Source organism: Pseudomonas sp. FBCC-B35 (assembly GCF_059133755.1).
In genome coordinates, this window is record NZ_CP101439.1 from 1,891,757 (window position 1) to 1,907,824 (window position 16,068).

15 protein-coding genes are annotated in these 16,068 nt (G+C 60.9%); 6 read left to right on the forward strand and 9 right to left on the reverse strand.

Going from position 1 to position 16,068, the window contains the following annotated elements:
• Positions 1 to 4: 4 nt before the first annotated feature.
• Positions 5 to 3,712 carry a methionine synthase gene (gene metH / locus NMB38_RS08705; protein WP_027914642.1) on the reverse strand — a complete coding sequence of 1,236 codons (3,708 nt, stop codon included), beginning with the start codon at positions 3,710 to 3,712 and terminating at the stop codon, positions 5 to 7.
• 182 nt (positions 3,713 to 3,894) lie between these two features.
• Between metH and NMB38_RS08710 the strand changes: the two genes are divergently transcribed.
• The 5 genes from NMB38_RS08710 (at position 3,895) to NMB38_RS08730 (ending at position 9,326) form a co-directional block, all read left to right on the forward strand.
• Complete coding sequence (locus NMB38_RS08710; protein ID WP_132578860.1) at positions 3,895 to 6,195, forward strand: fatty acid cis/trans isomerase; 2,301 nt, start codon at positions 3,895 to 3,897, stop codon at positions 6,193 to 6,195.
• Between the two features lie 108 nt (positions 6,196 to 6,303).
• A complete protein-coding gene (locus NMB38_RS08715) occupies positions 6,304 to 7,338 on the forward strand; it encodes an acyltransferase family protein (RefSeq protein ID WP_027914644.1) in 1,035 nt (344 codons plus the stop codon).
• A gap of 58 nt (positions 7,339 to 7,396) precedes the next feature.
• Complete coding sequence (gene nfuA, locus NMB38_RS08720; RefSeq protein WP_023536208.1) at positions 7,397 to 7,981, forward strand: Fe-S biogenesis protein NfuA; 585 nt, start codon at positions 7,397 to 7,399, stop codon at positions 7,979 to 7,981.
• Between the two features lie 250 nt (positions 7,982 to 8,231).
• Positions 8,232 to 8,840, forward strand: coding sequence for an SCO family protein (locus NMB38_RS08725; RefSeq protein WP_027914645.1), 609 nt, complete (start codon positions 8,232 to 8,234; stop codon positions 8,838 to 8,840).
• Complete coding sequence (locus tag NMB38_RS08730; RefSeq protein ID WP_027914646.1) at positions 8,841 to 9,326, forward strand: copper chaperone PCu(A)C; 486 nt, start codon at positions 8,841 to 8,843, stop codon at positions 9,324 to 9,326.
• Between the two features lie 34 nt (positions 9,327 to 9,360).
• Here the strand turns inward: NMB38_RS08730 and NMB38_RS08735 are convergent, their stop codons facing one another.
• The 8 genes from NMB38_RS08735 to NMB38_RS08770 form a co-directional block, all read right to left on the reverse strand.
• Positions 9,361 to 9,588, reverse strand: coding sequence for a hypothetical protein (locus tag NMB38_RS08735; protein WP_027914647.1), 228 nt, complete (start codon positions 9,586 to 9,588; stop codon positions 9,361 to 9,363).
• 70 nt (positions 9,589 to 9,658) lie between these two features.
• Positions 9,659 to 10,492 (reverse strand): AraC family transcriptional regulator, encoded by an 834-nt coding sequence (locus tag NMB38_RS08740; protein WP_027914648.1) that lies wholly within the window; start codon positions 10,490 to 10,492, stop codon positions 9,659 to 9,661.
• Complete coding sequence (locus NMB38_RS08745; protein ID WP_049696178.1) at positions 10,489 to 10,803, reverse strand: AzlD domain-containing protein; 315 nt, start codon at positions 10,801 to 10,803, stop codon at positions 10,489 to 10,491. The genes NMB38_RS08740 and NMB38_RS08745 overlap by 4 nt, the downstream gene beginning before the upstream one ends.
• Complete coding sequence (locus NMB38_RS08750; protein WP_494355003.1) at positions 10,803 to 11,492, reverse strand: AzlC family ABC transporter permease; 690 nt, start codon at positions 11,490 to 11,492, stop codon at positions 10,803 to 10,805. The genes NMB38_RS08745 and NMB38_RS08750 overlap by 1 nt, the downstream gene beginning before the upstream one ends.
• Positions 11,493 to 11,611: 119 nt before the next feature.
• Positions 11,612 to 12,286, reverse strand: a complete 675-nt coding sequence (locus tag NMB38_RS08755; RefSeq protein WP_219858017.1) for an SEL1-like repeat protein — start codon at positions 12,284 to 12,286, stop codon at positions 11,612 to 11,614.
• Positions 12,287 to 12,455: 169 nt separating this feature from the next.
• Complete coding sequence (locus NMB38_RS08760) at positions 12,456 to 13,523, reverse strand: SGNH/GDSL hydrolase family protein (protein ID WP_427662333.1); 1,068 nt, start codon at positions 13,521 to 13,523, stop codon at positions 12,456 to 12,458.
• A gap of 36 nt (positions 13,524 to 13,559) precedes the next feature.
• The gene (locus tag NMB38_RS08765; protein ID WP_028686959.1) at positions 13,560 to 14,189 is read right to left on the reverse strand and encodes a LysE family translocator; all 630 of its coding nucleotides are present in this window, start codon (positions 14,187 to 14,189) and stop codon (positions 13,560 to 13,562) included.
• Between the two features lies 1 nt (position 14,190).
• Positions 14,191 to 14,979, reverse strand: coding sequence for a YqcI/YcgG family protein (locus tag NMB38_RS08770; protein ID WP_033695033.1), 789 nt, complete (start codon positions 14,977 to 14,979; stop codon positions 14,191 to 14,193).
• Between the two features lie 158 nt (positions 14,980 to 15,137).
• Between NMB38_RS08770 and NMB38_RS08775 the strand changes: the two genes are divergently transcribed.
• Entirely contained in the window at positions 15,138 to 16,058 is a 921-nt protein-coding gene (locus NMB38_RS08775) for a LysR substrate-binding domain-containing protein (RefSeq protein ID WP_027914655.1), read from the forward strand.
• Positions 16,059 to 16,068: the final 10 nt, after the last annotated feature.

The following is a 16,068-nucleotide window of genomic DNA, read 5'->3' on the forward strand; positions in this document are numbered from 1 at the left end:
AGCCTTAGCTGTCATACCCCAGGTTCGGCGCCAGCCAACGCTCGCTGACACTCACGGGTTGACCTTTGCGGGTGCTGTAGCTCTCGATCTGATCCTTGTCGACCTTGCCCACCGCAAAGTACTGCGCCTGCGGGTGGGCGAAGTACCAGCCGCTGACAGCCGCGGCCGGGAACATCGCGTAATGCTCGGTCAGGAAGACGCCACTTGGGCCCGTTTCGCCGATGGCACTGCCGTCGAGCAGGCGGAACAGGGTCTCTTTCTCAGTGTGGTCGGGGCAGGCCGGGTAGCCCGGCGCCGGACGGATGCCACGGTACTGCTCCTTGATCAGCGCCTCGTTGTCCAGCTGCTCCTCCCGGGCATACCCCCAGTAGTCTTTGCGCACCTGCTCATGCAGCCATTCGGCGCAGGCCTCGGCCAGGCGATCGGCCAGGGCCTTGACCATGATCGAGCTGTAGTCGTCGCCTTTGTCCTGATAGGCCTTGGCGACTTCTTCGGCACCGATACCCGCCGTGGTGATGAACCCGCCGACGTAGTCGGTCACACCGCTGGCCTTGGGCGCCACGAAGTCGGCCAGCGACCAGTTGGGCTTGCCGTCGGGCTTGATGGTCTGCTGGCGCAGGTGGTGCAAGGTCGCCAGCGCAGCGCCGTCTTCACCGTACACCTCGATGTCGTCATCGGCCACCTGGTTGGCAGGCCAGAAGCCAAACACCGCGCGAGCACTGATGAGTTTTTCGTCGATGAGTTTGTCGAGCATCTCGCGGGCGTCCGCGTACAGGGCGGTCGCCGCCTCGCCAACGACTTCGTCAGTGAGAATTCGCGGGAACTTGCCTGCCAGGTCCCAGGAAATGAAGAACGGCGTCCAGTCGATATATTGGGCCAGGGTGCGCAGGTCGATGTCATGCAGGACCTTGGTACCCATGAAAGAGGGTACCGCTGGCTGGTAGCCGGCCCAGTCGTACTGGGGTTTGGCTGCCACTGCCTGGGCATAGGTGAGACGCTCGGTCCGGGCGCTGCGGTTGGCCGTGCGCGCGCGTACCTCTTCGTAGTCCTGGCGTGTGCGTTCGACGAAACCTGACTTGAGCTCCTTGGACAACAATTGAGTCGCCACACCCACGGCGCGGGACGCATCGGTCACGTAGATCACGGCGTCATTGCTGTACTTGGGCTCGATCTTCACGGCCGTGTGAGCCTTGGAAGTGGTCGCGCCGCCAATCATCAACGGCAGCTCGAAGCCCTGGCGCTGCATCTCGCGCGCCACATGCACCATCTCGTCCAGCGACGGTGTGATCAGGCCCGACAGGCCGATGATGTCGCATTTCTCGTCACGTGCCGTCTGCAGGATCTTCTCGGCGGGCACCATCACCCCCAGGTCAACGATGTCGTAGCCGTTGCAGCCCAGCACCACGCCGACGATGTTCTTGCCGATGTCGTGCACATCTCCCTTGACCGTCGCCATTAGAATCTTGCCCTTGGCCTCGGGCTTGTCACCTTTCTCGGCCTCGATGAACGGGATCAGGTGCGCAACGGCCTGCTTCATCACCCGGGCCGACTTGACCACCTGGGGCAGGAACATCTTGCCTGCGCCGAACAGGTCGCCGACCACGTTCATGCCGTTCATCAAGGGGCCTTCGATGACCTCGATCGGCCGTGCACATTGCTGGCGGCACGCCTCGGTGTCCTCGACGATGAACGCCGTGATGCCTTTGACCAGCGCATGCTCCAGGCGCTTTTCCACCGGCAGCGAGCGCCATTGCTCGTTCTCGACTTCCCGCGTGGCACCGCCGCCCTTGTAGTCGTCGGCAATGGCCAGCAGCGCATCGGTGCCCTGGGGCGTGCGGTTGAGTACTACATCCTCGACCTTTTCCCGCAACTGCGCCGGGATCTCGTCGTAGATTTCCAATTGACCGGCATTGACGATGCCCATGGTCAGGCCGTTGGCGATGGCGTGGTACAGGAACACCGAGTGAATCGCCTCGCGCACCGGGTTGTTGCCCCGGAACGAGAACGACACGTTGGACACCCCGCCCGAGGTCAGGGCGTGGGGCAGGTGGTCGCGGATATAGGCGCAGGCCTCGATGAAGTCGACTGCATAGTTGTTGTGTTCCTCGATGCCGGTGGCGACAGCGAAGATGTTCGGGTCGAAGATGATGTCCTCGGCAGGGAAGCCAACCTCGTTGACCAGGATGTCGTAGCTGCGCTTGCAGATTTCCTGCTTGCGCGCGGCGGTATCGGCCTGGCCGACTTCGTCGAAGGCCATGACCACCACGGCGGCGCCATAGCGCTTGCACAAGCGGGCGTGGTGCTTGAACTGCTCAACGCCTTCCTTCATGGAAATGGAGTTGACGATGCCTTTGCCCTGGATGCACTTGAGGCCGGCCTCGATCACCTCCCACTTCGAAGAGTCGATCATGATCGGCACGCGCGAGATATCCGGCTCACCGGCGATCAGGTTGAGGAAACGGACCATGGCCGCCTGGGAGTCGAGCATCCCTTCGTCCATGTTGATGTCGATGACCTGGGCGCCAGCCTCTACTTGTTGCAGCGCCACTTCCAGAGCCTCGGTGTAGTTTTCCTCGCGAATCAGTCGCGCGAACCTGGCCGAGCCGGTGATATTGGTGCGCTCACCGACGTTGACGAACAACGACTGGCGATCGATGGTAAAGGGCTCCAGGCCCGAGAGGCGGCATGCCTTGGCGATCTCCGGGATTGGCCGTGGTGGGTACTTGGCCACCGCCTCGGCGATGGCCTGGATGTGCCCAGGGGTGGTGCCGCAGCAACCGCCAATGATGTTCAGGAAGCCACTGGCGGCGAACTCCTCGACCACTGCCGCCATTTCCGCCGGGGTTTCGTCGTACTCACCGAACGCATTGGGCAAGCCCGCATTGGGGTGTGCCGAAACGTGGGTGTCGGCCTTGCTCGACAACTCTTCCAGGTAAGGACGCAAGTCCTTGGCGCCCAATGCGCAGTTCAGGCCCACGGATATCGGCTTGGCATGCCGGACCGAGTTCCAGAAGGCTTCGGTGGTCTGTCCGGACAGCGTGCGGCCGGAGGCATCGGTGATGGTGCCGGAAATCATGATCGGCAGCTCGATGCCATCATCTTCGAACACCTGCTGCACGGCGAAGATAGCGGCCTTGGCATTGAGGGTGTCGAAGATGGTTTCGATCAGGATCAGGTCGGCACCACCCTCGATCAGCCCGCGGGTAGCCTCGATGTAGTTTTCCACCAGCGCGTCGAACGTGACGTTGCGATAGCCCGGGTCGTTCACATCGGGGGAGATCGAGCAGGTCCGGCTGGTCGGGCCGAGCACGCCCGCCACGAAGCGCGGTTTGTCAGGGGTTTCCAGCGTCTTGGCATCGGCCACCTGGCGGGCGATGCGCGCGCCTTGCACGTTCAATTCATACACCAGCGATTCCATGCCATAGTCGGCCTGGGAGATCTGGGTGGCATTGAAGGTGTTGGTCTCGAGGATATCGGCGCCCGCGTCCAGGTAGGCCATCTCGATGGCGGCGATGATATCGGGGCGGCTGAGAAGCAGCAGGTCATTGTTGCCTTTGACGTCGCTTGGCCAATCGGCAAAGCGCGTGCCACGATAGTCGGCTTCCTCCAACCGGTAGCTCTGGATCATAGTGCCCATGCCGCCATCGAGAATCAGGATGCGCTCTTTAAGTGCTTGTTGAAGTGCGTGAAGACGAGCGCTGCGGTCGGACATATGAACTACCTGGTCGGGCGGAAATCAGAAAGTGCTGAATCATAACAAAGCTGCACGGTTTTTAGGGGTGCGCCCGGTTTTCATGAAATATGTTCATGTTGCCAACCCTTCATCCCAGCTATTAATACAAGCATTGCCAATTTTTCATTGCCTTGGCTGCACATAATCAGGACATCCCGCACATGGTGCATCGTATGCTTGCCGGCCTCACTGCCCTGTTGATCAGTGGCGCGGTGCTCGGGCAAGGTCTTCAACCAGCTCCAACCATTTCCTATACCCGCGATGTCCAGCCGATCTTCACCGAGAAGTGCGTCGCCTGCCACGCCTGCAACGACGCCGCCTGCCAGCTCAAGCTCGAGGGCGCCGAAGGTGCCGTGCGCGGTGCCAGCAAGGTGCCCGTCTATCAGGGCGAGCGCAGCAAGGCCGTAGCGCCCACGCGATTGTTCTATGACGCCCATAGCGAGGCCGAGTGGCGCAAGAAAGGCTTCTATTCGGTGCTCGACAATCAAGGCGGCCAGGCCGCGCTGATGGCACGCATGCTCGAACTGGGGCACAAGACGCCGCTCACCCCAAATGCCAAGGTACCGGATGAGATTGCACTTGGCCTGAACCGCAACAACATGTGCCCGTTGCCCCATGAGTTCGATGCTTATGCCGGTGTGCATCCCAAGGAGGGCATGCCACTGGCCGTGACCGGCCTGACCGACCAGGAATACGCGACACTGCGTGGCTGGCTGGCGGCGGGTGCGCCCGTCGAGTACCAGGCGATCAAGCCCAGTGCCAGCGAAGCCCGTCAGATCGCCGAATGGGAAGCGCTGCTCAATCGTCCAGGGGCTTCAGAAGCCCTGGTGGGGCGCTGGCTGTACGAGCACCTGTTCCTGGCCCACATTCATTTTACCGGGGGTGAGCAGGGGCACTTTTTCCAATGGGTACGCTCGCGCACGCCCAGCGGGCAGCCTGCCGACATCATTGCCACGCGCAGGCCCAATGATCCGCCCGGCACAGCGTTCTTCTATCGCCTGATTCCCGTGCAGGGTGTGATCGTGCACAAGACTCACATCACTTACCCCCTCGGGCCGCAAAAACTCAAGCGGGTCAAGCAGCTCTTCTACGCCGGCGATTGGCAGGTGACCACGCTGCCAGGCTACGGCCCTCGGCACCGCGCCAATCCCTTCGAAACGTTCGAGGCGATCCCGGCGGTGGCGCGCTACCAGTTCATGCTCGACAACGCCGAGTACTTCGTGCGCACCTTCATACGCGGACCGGTCTGCCGTGGGCAGATTGCCACGGACGTGATCCGCGACAACTTCTGGGCGCTGTTCCAGGAGCCGGCTTTCGATCGCTACGTCACCGATGCCCGTTACCGTGGCAAGGCCACGCCCTTGCTCGCCATGCCAGGTCAGAACGATGACGTGGGCAGTGTGCTTGCGTTGTGGCGCGCCTATCGCGACAAGCGCAACGCGTACGAGAAACTGCGCCGTGAGGCCTACGCCGACATGCCGGCCCCGGGCTGGTCGACATTGTGGACGGGCAACGACAACGCGTTGCTGAGCATCTTCCGTCATTTCGACAGCGCGACGGTGACCAAGGGCCTGGTGGGGGACGTACCCCTGACGATGTGGCTGTTCGACTATCCCTTGCTGGAACGCACTTACTATCAGTTGGCGGTCAACTTCGACGTCTTCGGCAACCTGTCGCACCAGTTGCAGACGCGCCTGTACTTCGACCTGATCCGCAACGGCGCCGAGGTCAATTTCCTGCGCCTGATGCCGGCTGAGGCGCGCCAAGACATCCTGAGCGACTGGTATCAGGACAGCGGCAAGATAAAGATGTGGCTCGACTATGAAAACATCGACGCCGATACGCCGAGCGGCCTTGCCTTGAGCCCACGCGATCCCAAGCGCGATTTCGGTATGCAGTTGATCGCGCGTACCGCCAGCATCAATGCCTCACCCGATCCGATCAACCGCTGCCAGGGGGCGTATTGCTCGCGCCCGCAGATGAGTGAAGAGTTTCGCAACGCAGAGCAGTCGCTCAGCCGGCTGGTCTCGCGTCCTGCAGCCGGGTTGAAAGTGATCAATCAGTTGCCTGAGGCGACACTGCTGCGCATCGATGGGCAGGGTGGGCAGCGGCAGGTCTACACCTTGATGCGCAACCGGGCGCACAGCAACGTGGCATTCCTGCTGGGCGAGGCTTATCGTTACCAGCCGGGCCTCGATACCCTGACCTTGCAGCCCGGGGTCATGACCAGCTACCCCAACTTCATGTTCAACGTGCCAGCCGCCGAAGTACCGGTTTTCGTCGATCTGATGAGTCAGGCCAAGGATGATACCGCTCGCTTCGAGCGCATCGTAGAGCGGTGGGGCATACGCCGTACCCATCCGCAATTCTGGCGTTACTTCCATGACCTGAGCGCGTTCATTCTGGAAACCGACCCCGTGGAAACGGGCGTGCTGGACATGAATCGCTACGAAAACCTCTGATCGGGGCGCGCTGACCTTTCGCGCCCTCCTGCGGTCCCAACCCATGAGTGGCACCGGCAGCTGCGCTGTAGCCGGTGCCTGAATGCACCGGCAAACGCAGGGTACTTCATGCTGTATTCGCTTCAGGCACTTCGTGCTTTCGCCGCCTGGGTGGTCGTCTGCCACCACTTCATGCAGGTTTTCTTCGACTTTCACGCCTCCGGCCCCGTCGGCCAATTGTTCACTGACCGAGGTGCGGTGGGCGTGGATATCTTCTTCGTCATCAGTGGGTTGGTCATCTACCTTTCGACCTGCGACAAGCAGGTTGTCCCGCATCAGTTTGTGCTCAACCGCGTGCTGCGTATCGTGCCAGCCTACTGGTTCTACTCGGCGTTGATGGCCTTGATGCTGCTCGCCTTCAGTCAATGGATGCCGCATCAGGTATTCACCTGGCAACACCTGCTGCGTTCACTCTTTTTCATACCAGCAGAAAACCCAGGTGGTTACGGTATGTACCCTACCTTGAACGTTGGCTGGACCCTGAACTTCGAGATGATGTTCTACCTGCTGTTCGGGATGGCGTTTCTCGTAAGCCGGCGCCTGCATTTACTGGTGGTCGCCGGCCTGTTGGTAGGGGTGAGTGAAATCCTGGGGCGCCTGGGCGTGGTCAGTCACTTCTACAACAACGACATCGTCTATGAGTTTCTGCTGGGCATTGGTATAGGTGTGCTTTACCGCCGTGGCCTGGTCCGTCAGGGTATTTGGGTCCCGATGGGGCTCCTGGCCGTAGCCGCGTTGGCCATCTATCAGCTCGATGCGTCCCAAAGGCTGCTGCATTGGGGCCTGCCAAGTGCAATGGTTGTCCTCGCCTTCATCGCCATGGAGCCACTGTTCAAGGGTAATCGCATCCTCAAGGCGCTGGGCGACTGCTCGTATTCGGTGTACCTGATCCATGTGCTGGTCCTGCACCTGGGCTGGTTTGCCAGTCAGCAACTGGGGCTGGACCCGTACCTGACATTCGCCCTCTGCGTGCCTTGCATCGCCACCCTGTCGTGGCTCAGCTACCAGTGGATCGAGCGCGGGCTGTACCGCTGCATGCAGGCCTGGATGCAGGCACCGAGCGCGCAGGCGCAGCCGTATGTGCTTTCCCGAGTCAAATACTAGGACTTTGTTAGAGGGCTGCGTTGGCGTACACTGACGCGCAAGTCTGTGAGGAACCTACATGAGCGCTATAACCATTACCGACGCCGCCCATGACTACCTGGCCGATCTGCTGTCCAAGCAGAACACGCCCGGTATCGGCATTCGTATCTTCATCACCCAGCCGGGTACCCAGTACGCCGAGACGTGCATCGCCTACTGCAAGCCGGGCGAAGAGAAGCCTGATGACACTGCTGTGGGCCTCAAGAGCTTCACCGCCTACCTCGATGCGGTCAGCGTGCCGTTCCTGGAAGACGCGCTGGTGGACTACGCCACCGACCGCATGGGTGGCCAGTTGACCATCAAGGCGCCTAACGCCAAGGTGCCCATGGTCAATGAAGACAGCCCGATCAACGAACGCATCAACTACTATCTGCAGACCGAAATCAACCCTGGCCTAGCTAGCCATGGCGGTCAGGTCAGCCTGGTGGATGTGGTCGACGAGGGCATTGCAGTACTGCAATTTGGCGGTGGCTGCCAGGGTTGCGGTCAGGCAGACGTTACCCTCAAGGAAGGCATCGAGCGCACGCTTCTGGAGCGTATCCCCGAGCTCAAGGGCGTGCGTGACGTGACTGACCATAGCCAGAAAGAAAACGCCTACTACTAGTAGGGCTTCCGGGTTGCGCCGAGCCGGAATCGGACTTGGCGTGGGCCCTGTAGCCGACGTGCCGCTTTGCGCTAGCAACAAACTGTTACGTTTGCAACCTCTGCGACAATTGGCCGCTGCCTGTATTCAGCGGCCTGGAGAGGTAATCGCCGCCGGTGGGTAGAAGGGACATGGGGGGCATGCCAGAATGCGCCGGTTTTCTGGCCGGCCCGTCCCGAGGGTCGGCACCTTCCCTGTAAAGGATGGTTTCATGAATGATCTTCTGACCCGGCGTTCAGTCGTCGCCGGCATGGGCGTTCTTGGACTTGGCCTGCTGGCAGGTTGCAGTCCGGCGCGTGGGCTTGAGTTCAAGTACGGCAAGAACATGAGCAATGAAATCCTTGGGCGAAAGTTCTCGCTGCGGGATCCACAAGGCAACGTCCGTACCCTGTCAAGCTTCTATGGCAGCATGCCGATGGTCTTCTTCGGCTTCACCCAGTGCCCGGCCATCTGTCCGACCACCCTGGCGCGAGCTGCTCAAATTCGCAAACTGCTGCGCGGCCGTGACCGTGATCTGTTCCAGGTGGTATTCATCACGCTCGATCCAGAGCGCGATACGCCGGAAGTGCTCGATGCTTACGTCAAGGCGTTCGACCCGACCTTCACCGCGCTTACCGGTACGCCTGAAGAAATCGACGCCGTGGCCAGGGAGTTCAAGGTGTTCTACGAAAAGGTCCCGGCCGGCGACACCTATACCATTTCCCATTCGTCCACCAGCTACGTCTACGACACCCGTGGCACCCTGCGGCTGAGCCTCGGGCATTCCCTGACAGCCAAGGAATGTGCCGAAGACCTGGTTACCCTGATGGAGATCTGCTGAATGTCATTGCAATCCGTTAAGCGCGGCCTGGCGGCCTTGGTCCTGCTGGGCATCACTGGGCCGGTACTGGCCCAGACCACCGTCAGCGAAGCGTGGGTGCGCGCCAGCGTGCCTCACCAGCAGTCGACCGGCGCATTCATGACCATTACCGCCAGTGGCGATAGCAAGCTGGTCAGTGTCGCCTCGCCTGTGGCCAAGACCGTCCAAGTACATGAAATGACCATGAACGGGGACGTCATGGGCATGCGTGAGGTCAAGGCGGTTCCGCTGCCGGCCGGCAAGCCCGTCACCCTGGACCCCAATGGCTTGCACGTAATGTTGATGGGCTTGAACGATCAGGTAAAGGAAGGCCAGCAGGTCCCGCTGACCCTGACGGTGCAAGCCGCTGATGGCACTACCGAGTCAGTCGCCGTGCAAGCTCAGGTACGTGCGCTCACTGCCCAGGCGCCAGGTGAGCATGATCATATGCACATGGACCACCCGTAACACTCAATGGGGCTGCTTTGCGGCCCCAGCAAGGTCAACTGCGAAATTTCGGCAGTGGCCTGTCCAGCGTCAATGACGTCAGTGCTCGGCGCACACGTGCTTCGTCAGCTTCCAGGGCCTTCAGGCTCGCCCTTATCTTACCGGCCGCCGGCAGGTCGCCCTGTCGGTCGATCCAGTCTGCGATCTCCTTGCAGGCGGTGCTTAGGCACGCTTGCCGCTGATTCATCAGTGACAGAAGGGTGGTGATCTCTCTTTCAGACATGACGGCTCCTCCTTTCAGCCTTTTAAGTGTAGCAGCGCCACGGCCAACCGACTGCGCCGCGTTGACGCACTCAAGCGGCGAAACAGGCTAACCGATAGGCCCCCGGGGTGATGCCATAGGCTTGCTTGAACTGCCTGTTCAAGTGGCTCTGATCGGCAAAACCCAGGCTGAACGCCACTGCCGCAGGCGGCTGCCCCTGCTTGAGCAGTTCCCTGGCCCTTACAAGACGTCGCTGTTTGAGCCAGGCGTGAGGGGGCATGCCCGTGGCCTGGCGAAACACCCGTGCGAAGTGAAACGGCGACAGGTTGACGGCAGCCGCCAGCAACTCCAGCGACGGCGGGTCGGCCAAGTGGGCTTCCAGCAACTCCCGGGCACGTACAACAGCGCGAGGCTCTTGACCTGGGGCAGACAGTTCGGCCAGGCGACCGTGGCGTTGAACCAGCGCCAATACCGCCTGGCGCCATACGGTTTGTTGATGCAGTGCGCTGGCGCTGCTCTCGGACAGTTGATGCAGTTGGCTGAAGGCGCTGGCAAGGCCAGGGTCGTGGATCACGCTATCGCGAAAGCGCGGCATCCCCGCATGGCCCAGTTCCAGTTCATCGAGCACGCCGGTTACGCGCTCATGTTCAGGGTAGAACCCGCGATAGCGCCACCCGGCTTCGTGGGCCTTGGCACCGGTGTGCAGTTCGTCCGGGTTGATCAGGACCATGCTGCCAACGGGGGCAAGGTGCTCGCTGCCTCGGTGCCAGAAGCGCTGGGCACCGGACTCGATGACCGTGAACACATAGCCTTCATGCACATGGGGTGCGAACCGCTGTTGCACATACCGGGCGTGCAGCATTTCCACATCGCCCAGCGCCGGTGCCTGCCATAGGTGCGTTTGCTCACAGGTCGTGGCGTTCATGAGAGGACACTTCGCAGGACGAAGAAAATCAACATGCTCAACAGCATGCTCAGCATCACGTTGCGGGTCAACCACACCAGTGCGGCGGCCACCACCGCCCCCAACAGGTAAGGGTTCAGCGGTTGCAGGTTGAGCGTATGCCCCGGCATGAAGATGATAGGCCCGCAGATGGCCGTGAGCATGCCCGGCACCGCAAAACCCAAAAATTGACGCGCATTGGCGCTCAGCCGCAACGGTAAGCGCGGTTCGAGAAAAGCATAGCGATTGAGGAAGACCACTACGCCCATACCGATGATAAGCAGCCAGGTCATCACACAACCCTCCCAAGCTTCTGGCACGCGAAACCGGTGCCCATCCCAAGCAGGCCAGCGCTGACCAAGGCCGTTTCCCAATGCCAGTGGCTGAACAGTACTGAGGCGCCCAGTGAAACGGCGACACAAGCCAGGGTAGGCAGATTACGTACCAGGGGCGTGATCAGGGCGACGAACGTGGCGACGATTGAGAAGTCCAGGCCTAGCTGATCAAGGTGTGGAATGCTTTTCCCCAGCACGATTCCGGCCCAGGTGAACAGATTCCATGCAACGTAGAATGTGAAGCCTATGCCCAAGGCATACCAGCGATTGAAATGCTGGTGGTCGTGCCGACTGGTCAGGGCAAAGAACTCATCGGTCAGCAGAAATCCAAGGCCCAGGCGCCAGCGCAATGGCAAAGGGGAGAGCGCTGGGCGCATCGACAACCCGTAAAGCAGGTGCTGTGAAGTGAGTAACAAGGTCGTCAGGAGTATGTAGGCCAGGCTGGCACCGCTTTTGAGCATGCCGATGGCCACCAGTTGCGCGGCGCCGGCAAAGACGATCGCCGAGAGCCCTTGGCCTTCCCAGGCGCTGAGGTTGGCTGCGATGGCCATGGACCCGGCCAGCAGGCCCCAGGGTGCGACAGCAAGCGACAACGGCAGGATGGCGATGGCGCCCTGCAGGAAGGCGTGGCGTGCGATGGACGGCATAGGTATGGGCATCTGGACAAGGCAGGCCAGCATGCCAAGCCATCACAGGCGATGGCTTGAACGTTCTTGCTCTCTTGTCACCCGCTTGGTGCGCCGCGCCCAGACCCGCGGCGGGTGGGTCAGGGCCGGCTGGTCAAATGCTGCTGCGCCGTGACACAGCCGTTGGTCTCTACGGCTTTTTGCAGCAATGAGTGGCGGTGTTGCGGATCGAGATCACCCAGCAGGCGGTAGACCTCAGCCTGGTAATCGCGCTGACGTCCCCACAGCATCTCAAGGCCCTGGGGTTGACTGCGGCTGCAGGCCATGCGGGTGGCAGGCTGGGGGTAGTAAGGCGCATAGAGGGTTGCCATGCTGGGTACGGCCTCCAAAGCGGCGCGGTACTGGGCACTGGCGTTGTAAGGTGGGCACCAGGTGGCGATGGCAGGCGCCGCCGGCGCAAACCCCTGGTCGAGGCTTGCCTGGAGCAAAGGGCAGGCAGCGTCGGGTATTTGCGCGGCGGGCAAGTAAGTCATGTAATAGAGCGCCAGACGGTACTGCGCGACTGGGTGACCGAGTGCGACCGACTTCTTGAGCAGTGCCACCGCAGTCGGCAAGGTGTGTGCCATGGCCTGCCCCTGACGACGCAGCTCTGGGTCGCTACCCAGGGCCGTTCGCAAGACGCTTTCATCCTCCTGGGTATCGGCCTGTTCCAGAAGGGGCAATGCCTGGCGGTAGAGCAGATCGGCATGGGGGTCGATGGACACTTCCAGTGCATGCCCCGCCGCAGGTGCCAGGGCGGCCAGTACCAGTGCCATTTGTGGCAAGCGACTCACAGGCTTGCCTCGCAAGTTGCCAGGCAAGGATGGACGGCTTCTCTATTCATGACAGTCAAGCGTACGCCTCAGGCAATCGGAACGACAGGCTATTCTAGCCATGCAACAGGCCGGTCCGAAAGACCACCCGACGATTGTCAGTCAGACACGCTTACAGTGTGCTTGCGCGCTGCGGTTTTTCCTGGGCAAGTCCGAGCTTGGCCGTTATCACTTTAGCCAACGCAGTCTGTCCCAAATCGTTGAGGTGCAGGCGATCAATGAACAGGTCCGAACCGAAGGCTGGGGAGCTGTCGAGCATGCAGTTCATGTCGTAGCAGGGCACCGGCGCGGCCTGTTCACGAATGCGGCGAAAGAATGCCGCGTGTACCCTGCGATCGAAAACGCCTTCGAGCAAGCGGTCGGTGCTTCCCGGCGTTTGCTGGAGCGCGCTCAGCATGGCCTGCTCACCCGCTGGCAGACTCTCGCGACACCAGTGCACCAGGGGCTGAAGGATGAAAGTGAGGGTGGTATGGGCGCTGCCTAATAGCCGATCCCATTGCTGCACTGCGCGAGCGATATGGTCGGCTGCCTGGGTCATGCGTTTTTCTGCCGGGGACAGTGCTTCGATAGACTGATAAGGTCGAGGCGCGGCGGCCGGCGGTGCCAGCACCTTGGTCAACCGCTGCCAGAGGGTCAGGCCAGGCTGTGATACTGCCTGGACTTCCTCTGAGCCGGCCACGGACGTTTGCCAGTCATTGCTCTGTTGAGGTTCAGGTGAGCAGGCAGTGATGTCCCAAAGCGCTTCGTGCGCCAAGCTGTTGAGCCCGCTGAGTATGACCACATGTCCCAGCGGCGCCAGGCGGTGCTCGTGGGTAAGGAACAGCAGCAGCTCCTGGCTCGCATCCAGCCCGCACCCGGCCAGGCTCAACCAGATTTCTCCGGTCAGCACCGAGAGCTGCGAGGCGACCGTGTGTTCATCCGAACTGGCGCCGATGCCCATGGCCACCGACCCCCCGACCAGCAGGTTGAGACGCGTAGTGCCGTTGCGTTCAGCCACCGAAAACCGCCGGCCGTTGCAGTAGCTGTAGCGCAGGCCCAGGGCGTCGGTGTTGACGACGGCCGAGCTGAACCCGGTTTCGTGCACCCGAACGCGTTGAGTGGCGCACTGGGTGGCCTTGGCAAGCAGCTGTTGGTACTCGAGCTGCAAAGGCGAAAGCCCTTGGCGACTGGCTGTGGACATCTGGTCTCCTGGCAAGGCACCGCGTCAGGCAAGGTGCTAGGCGGTTAGCTCCCTGAGGTTGTACAAAAGCCCGCCGATGGCGATCAACAGCAATGCCACGCCAGACGCAAGGCTGATGAATCGATGGCTGCGTGCTGAGGCAATCTTGCCGATGGCAAAGATGTAAAGACTCAGCACGGCGAAGTCGATAACGATCCATAGCAGAGAAAGCACGACCATGCTCTTGCCGAACGACTCGGTAATCTGGATGAACTGCGGGAAGAAGGCGATGAAGAAAATGATGTCCTTAGGGTTGGAGATGCCCACCATGAAGCCTTGCCAAAGACCCCCGCGGCCCGCGGGCTTGGCCATATCGGGCTCGTGGTTGGGATGCGGCGCCTTGAGCGCTTCCCTGAGCGTGCCCACGGCGATGTAGCCGATGAACAGGCAACCCAGCAGGCTCATGGCGCCAAGCCATGCCCTGTCAATGGCTGCGCTGGTAAGAATGATCCAGGCCGCTGCTCCGATCAGTACCAGTGAGGCCCAGTTGGTGCCCAGGGCCGTGAAAATGGCCTTGCGTGAGCCCGAAGCGGCTGCGGTGTTGACGATCAATGCCACGACCGGACCTGGAGTGGCGATCAGCAGCAGGACGGTAAGGGCGTAGGTGGCAGTCAGGGCGGTATTCACGTCATTTCTCGATGATGTTGTCGGGGGTGGCAGACACGGCGGTCCTGGCATGGAAAGGGCAGCGCGCCGGGTTCAACGAACCGGTTTCCTGCAACTGGTACTGCATCCACTCGAAATTATCCGCTTCACCGAAGAAACCGAGGCTTTCAGGTACTAACCCGTCGTTGTAGTGGCCGACCCGTTGACGAATGCGCTCGCGGATGCGCTGGCCGCTCTGGGTGGCGACATTGGCCACTTCGTCGAAGTTCTCTCGGGGGTTGATGACGAATGTGATGTGCTTGCCCAGGTTGCGGCTTTTCATCTGCTCGTGGCCCGGGAAATTCATGTTGATGAACAGCGCCATGCCGGCAAAGCAGAACGACCAGCCGCTGTCGGCGGGGTCGGCTGGCACTGTCTGGGGCCAGGGGTTCGGATCCCGAGCATGAACGCCTTGCAGCACCTTCCAGGCAAGCGCCTGCTGTTGGGCAAGCGGCATGTCGGTCACCGTTTCGAGAAATATCACCAACGGGTGGCCGATACGTAGCTTGGGCGCAACCGGATCCATCAGCCGGACATAGCTGGCCAGCCCTTGAGCGATGTCATCCGCCAGCTGTTCGGCGCGGGCGAAAAGGACATAGCACGTCTGCGCATTGACTGCCTTGCGCCCGAACAGGCAGGGGAATTCCGGATTGGCAAGGGTCTGGCGAAAGTGTTGCAGGGTAGCGATTGTCCAGTGTGTTTCGATGCACTCATGTTCGAGGGCCTGCTCAAACGCATCCAGGCGGTAGCAATGTCCATATCCCGTAAACATGGTTTCCCCGAGCTTCAAATGATGAACGATCCACGCAGATTCAGGCAGGATTTAGGTTATGTATGTTTTTTCACTGCATTTTCTAGCACTGTCGGCAGGTTGTAAAACGCGTGAAATTATGAGCTACTATTAGTCTTGCTAATACTCAGGAGGCGTCAATGTCGGAAAGGATTCAGGCCTTGCATGCACTGCGTGCGTTCGAGGTTGCGTCCCGCTATGGTTCATTCACCAAGGCGGCGGAAGAGCTCGCACTGACCCAAGGCGCAGTCAGTCACCATATCAAGACCCTGGAGGGCATGTTCGGCTGCGATTTGTTCGAGCGGCGCGGGCCCAAACTGAGCCTGACCGAGCATGGGCGCTTGCTCTCTCAAGAGCTCAAGGTCGGCTTCAAGATCATTGAGAACGCTTGCTCGCTTCTGCGCCAGGACCGCTACGGCCTGCGTCTGAAGGCGCCTTCAACGCTCACCGTGCGTTGGTTGCTAAGGGCACTGGATGGCTTCAAGAAACACGAAGACACCTGTTCGGTGCAGCTGTCGAGCGTGTGGATGGACATCGACAGCGTCGATTTCTATTCCGAACCCTACGACTGCGCCATCTTGCTGGCCAACGGTCGGTTCGCTGCCGATGTGGAGAGTTGCCGGCTGTTCGACGAGTGGCTCATACCGGTGTGCCACCCTGACTACATGGAGCAGGCGCAGCCTGTGCTGTCGGACCTGAACCGTTGCGAACTGCTGCATCCCTCGCCGGATCGGCGCGACTGGCGGCGCTGGCTGGCGCGGATGGAGGCCCTTGATGTCAGCATCGACCAAGGCCAGGTGTTCGACACGCTCGATCAAGGTATCTCCGCCGCTCAGCAGGGCCTGGGCATCTCCGTGGTCGATCTGGTGTTGGCCAGTGCCGATCTGGCAGCCGGGCGCCTGGTGACACCTTTCAAGCAAGCCGTGGCAACTGGGGATGGCTACTACATGACTTGGCTGAAAAACAGCCCCAAGGCCCGTCAGATGCAAAAGTTGCGAGATTTTCTTCTCGGTCAAGTGCCTCCACTGGTGCTCAAGGACATCAACTACCTGTACAGCTGAATTCACTACA

Bases quoted from the DNA above. Each gene is read 5' to 3' on its own strand.
- metH (WP_027914642.1), bottom strand. From the start codon at position 3,712: ATGTCCGACCGCAGCGCTCGTCTTCACGCACTTCAACAAGCACTTAAA.
- NMB38_RS08710 (WP_132578860.1), top strand. From the start codon at position 3,895: ATGGTGCATCGTATGCTTGCCGGCCTCACTGCCCTGTTGATCAGTGGC.
- NMB38_RS08715 (WP_027914644.1), top strand. From the start codon at position 6,304: ATGCTGTATTCGCTTCAGGCACTTCGTGCTTTCGCCGCCTGGGTGGTC.
- nfuA (WP_023536208.1), top strand. From the start codon at position 7,397: ATGAGCGCTATAACCATTACCGACGCCGCCCATGACTACCTGGCCGAT.
- NMB38_RS08725 (WP_027914645.1), top strand. From the start codon at position 8,232: ATGAATGATCTTCTGACCCGGCGTTCAGTCGTCGCCGGCATGGGCGTT.
- NMB38_RS08730 (WP_027914646.1), top strand. From the start codon at position 8,841: ATGTCATTGCAATCCGTTAAGCGCGGCCTGGCGGCCTTGGTCCTGCTG.
- NMB38_RS08735 (WP_027914647.1), bottom strand. From the start codon at position 9,588: ATGTCTGAAAGAGAGATCACCACCCTTCTGTCACTGATGAATCAGCGG.
- NMB38_RS08740 (WP_027914648.1), bottom strand. From the start codon at position 10,492: ATGAACGCCACGACCTGTGAGCAAACGCACCTATGGCAGGCACCGGCG.
- NMB38_RS08745 (WP_049696178.1), bottom strand. From the start codon at position 10,803: ATGACCTGGCTGCTTATCATCGGTATGGGCGTAGTGGTCTTCCTCAAT.
- NMB38_RS08750 (WP_494355003.1), bottom strand. From the start codon at position 11,492: ATGCCGTCCATCGCACGCCACGCCTTCCTGCAGGGCGCCATCGCCATC.
- NMB38_RS08755 (WP_219858017.1), bottom strand. From the start codon at position 12,286: ATGGCACTGGTACTGGCCGCCCTGGCACCTGCGGCGGGGCATGCACTG.
- NMB38_RS08760 (WP_427662333.1), bottom strand. From the start codon at position 13,523: ATGTCCACAGCCAGTCGCCAAGGGCTTTCGCCTTTGCAGCTCGAGTAC.
- NMB38_RS08770 (WP_033695033.1), bottom strand. From the start codon at position 14,979: ATGTTTACGGGATATGGACATTGCTACCGCCTGGATGCGTTTGAGCAG.
- NMB38_RS08775 (WP_027914655.1), top strand. From the start codon at position 15,138: ATGTCGGAAAGGATTCAGGCCTTGCATGCACTGCGTGCGTTCGAGGTT.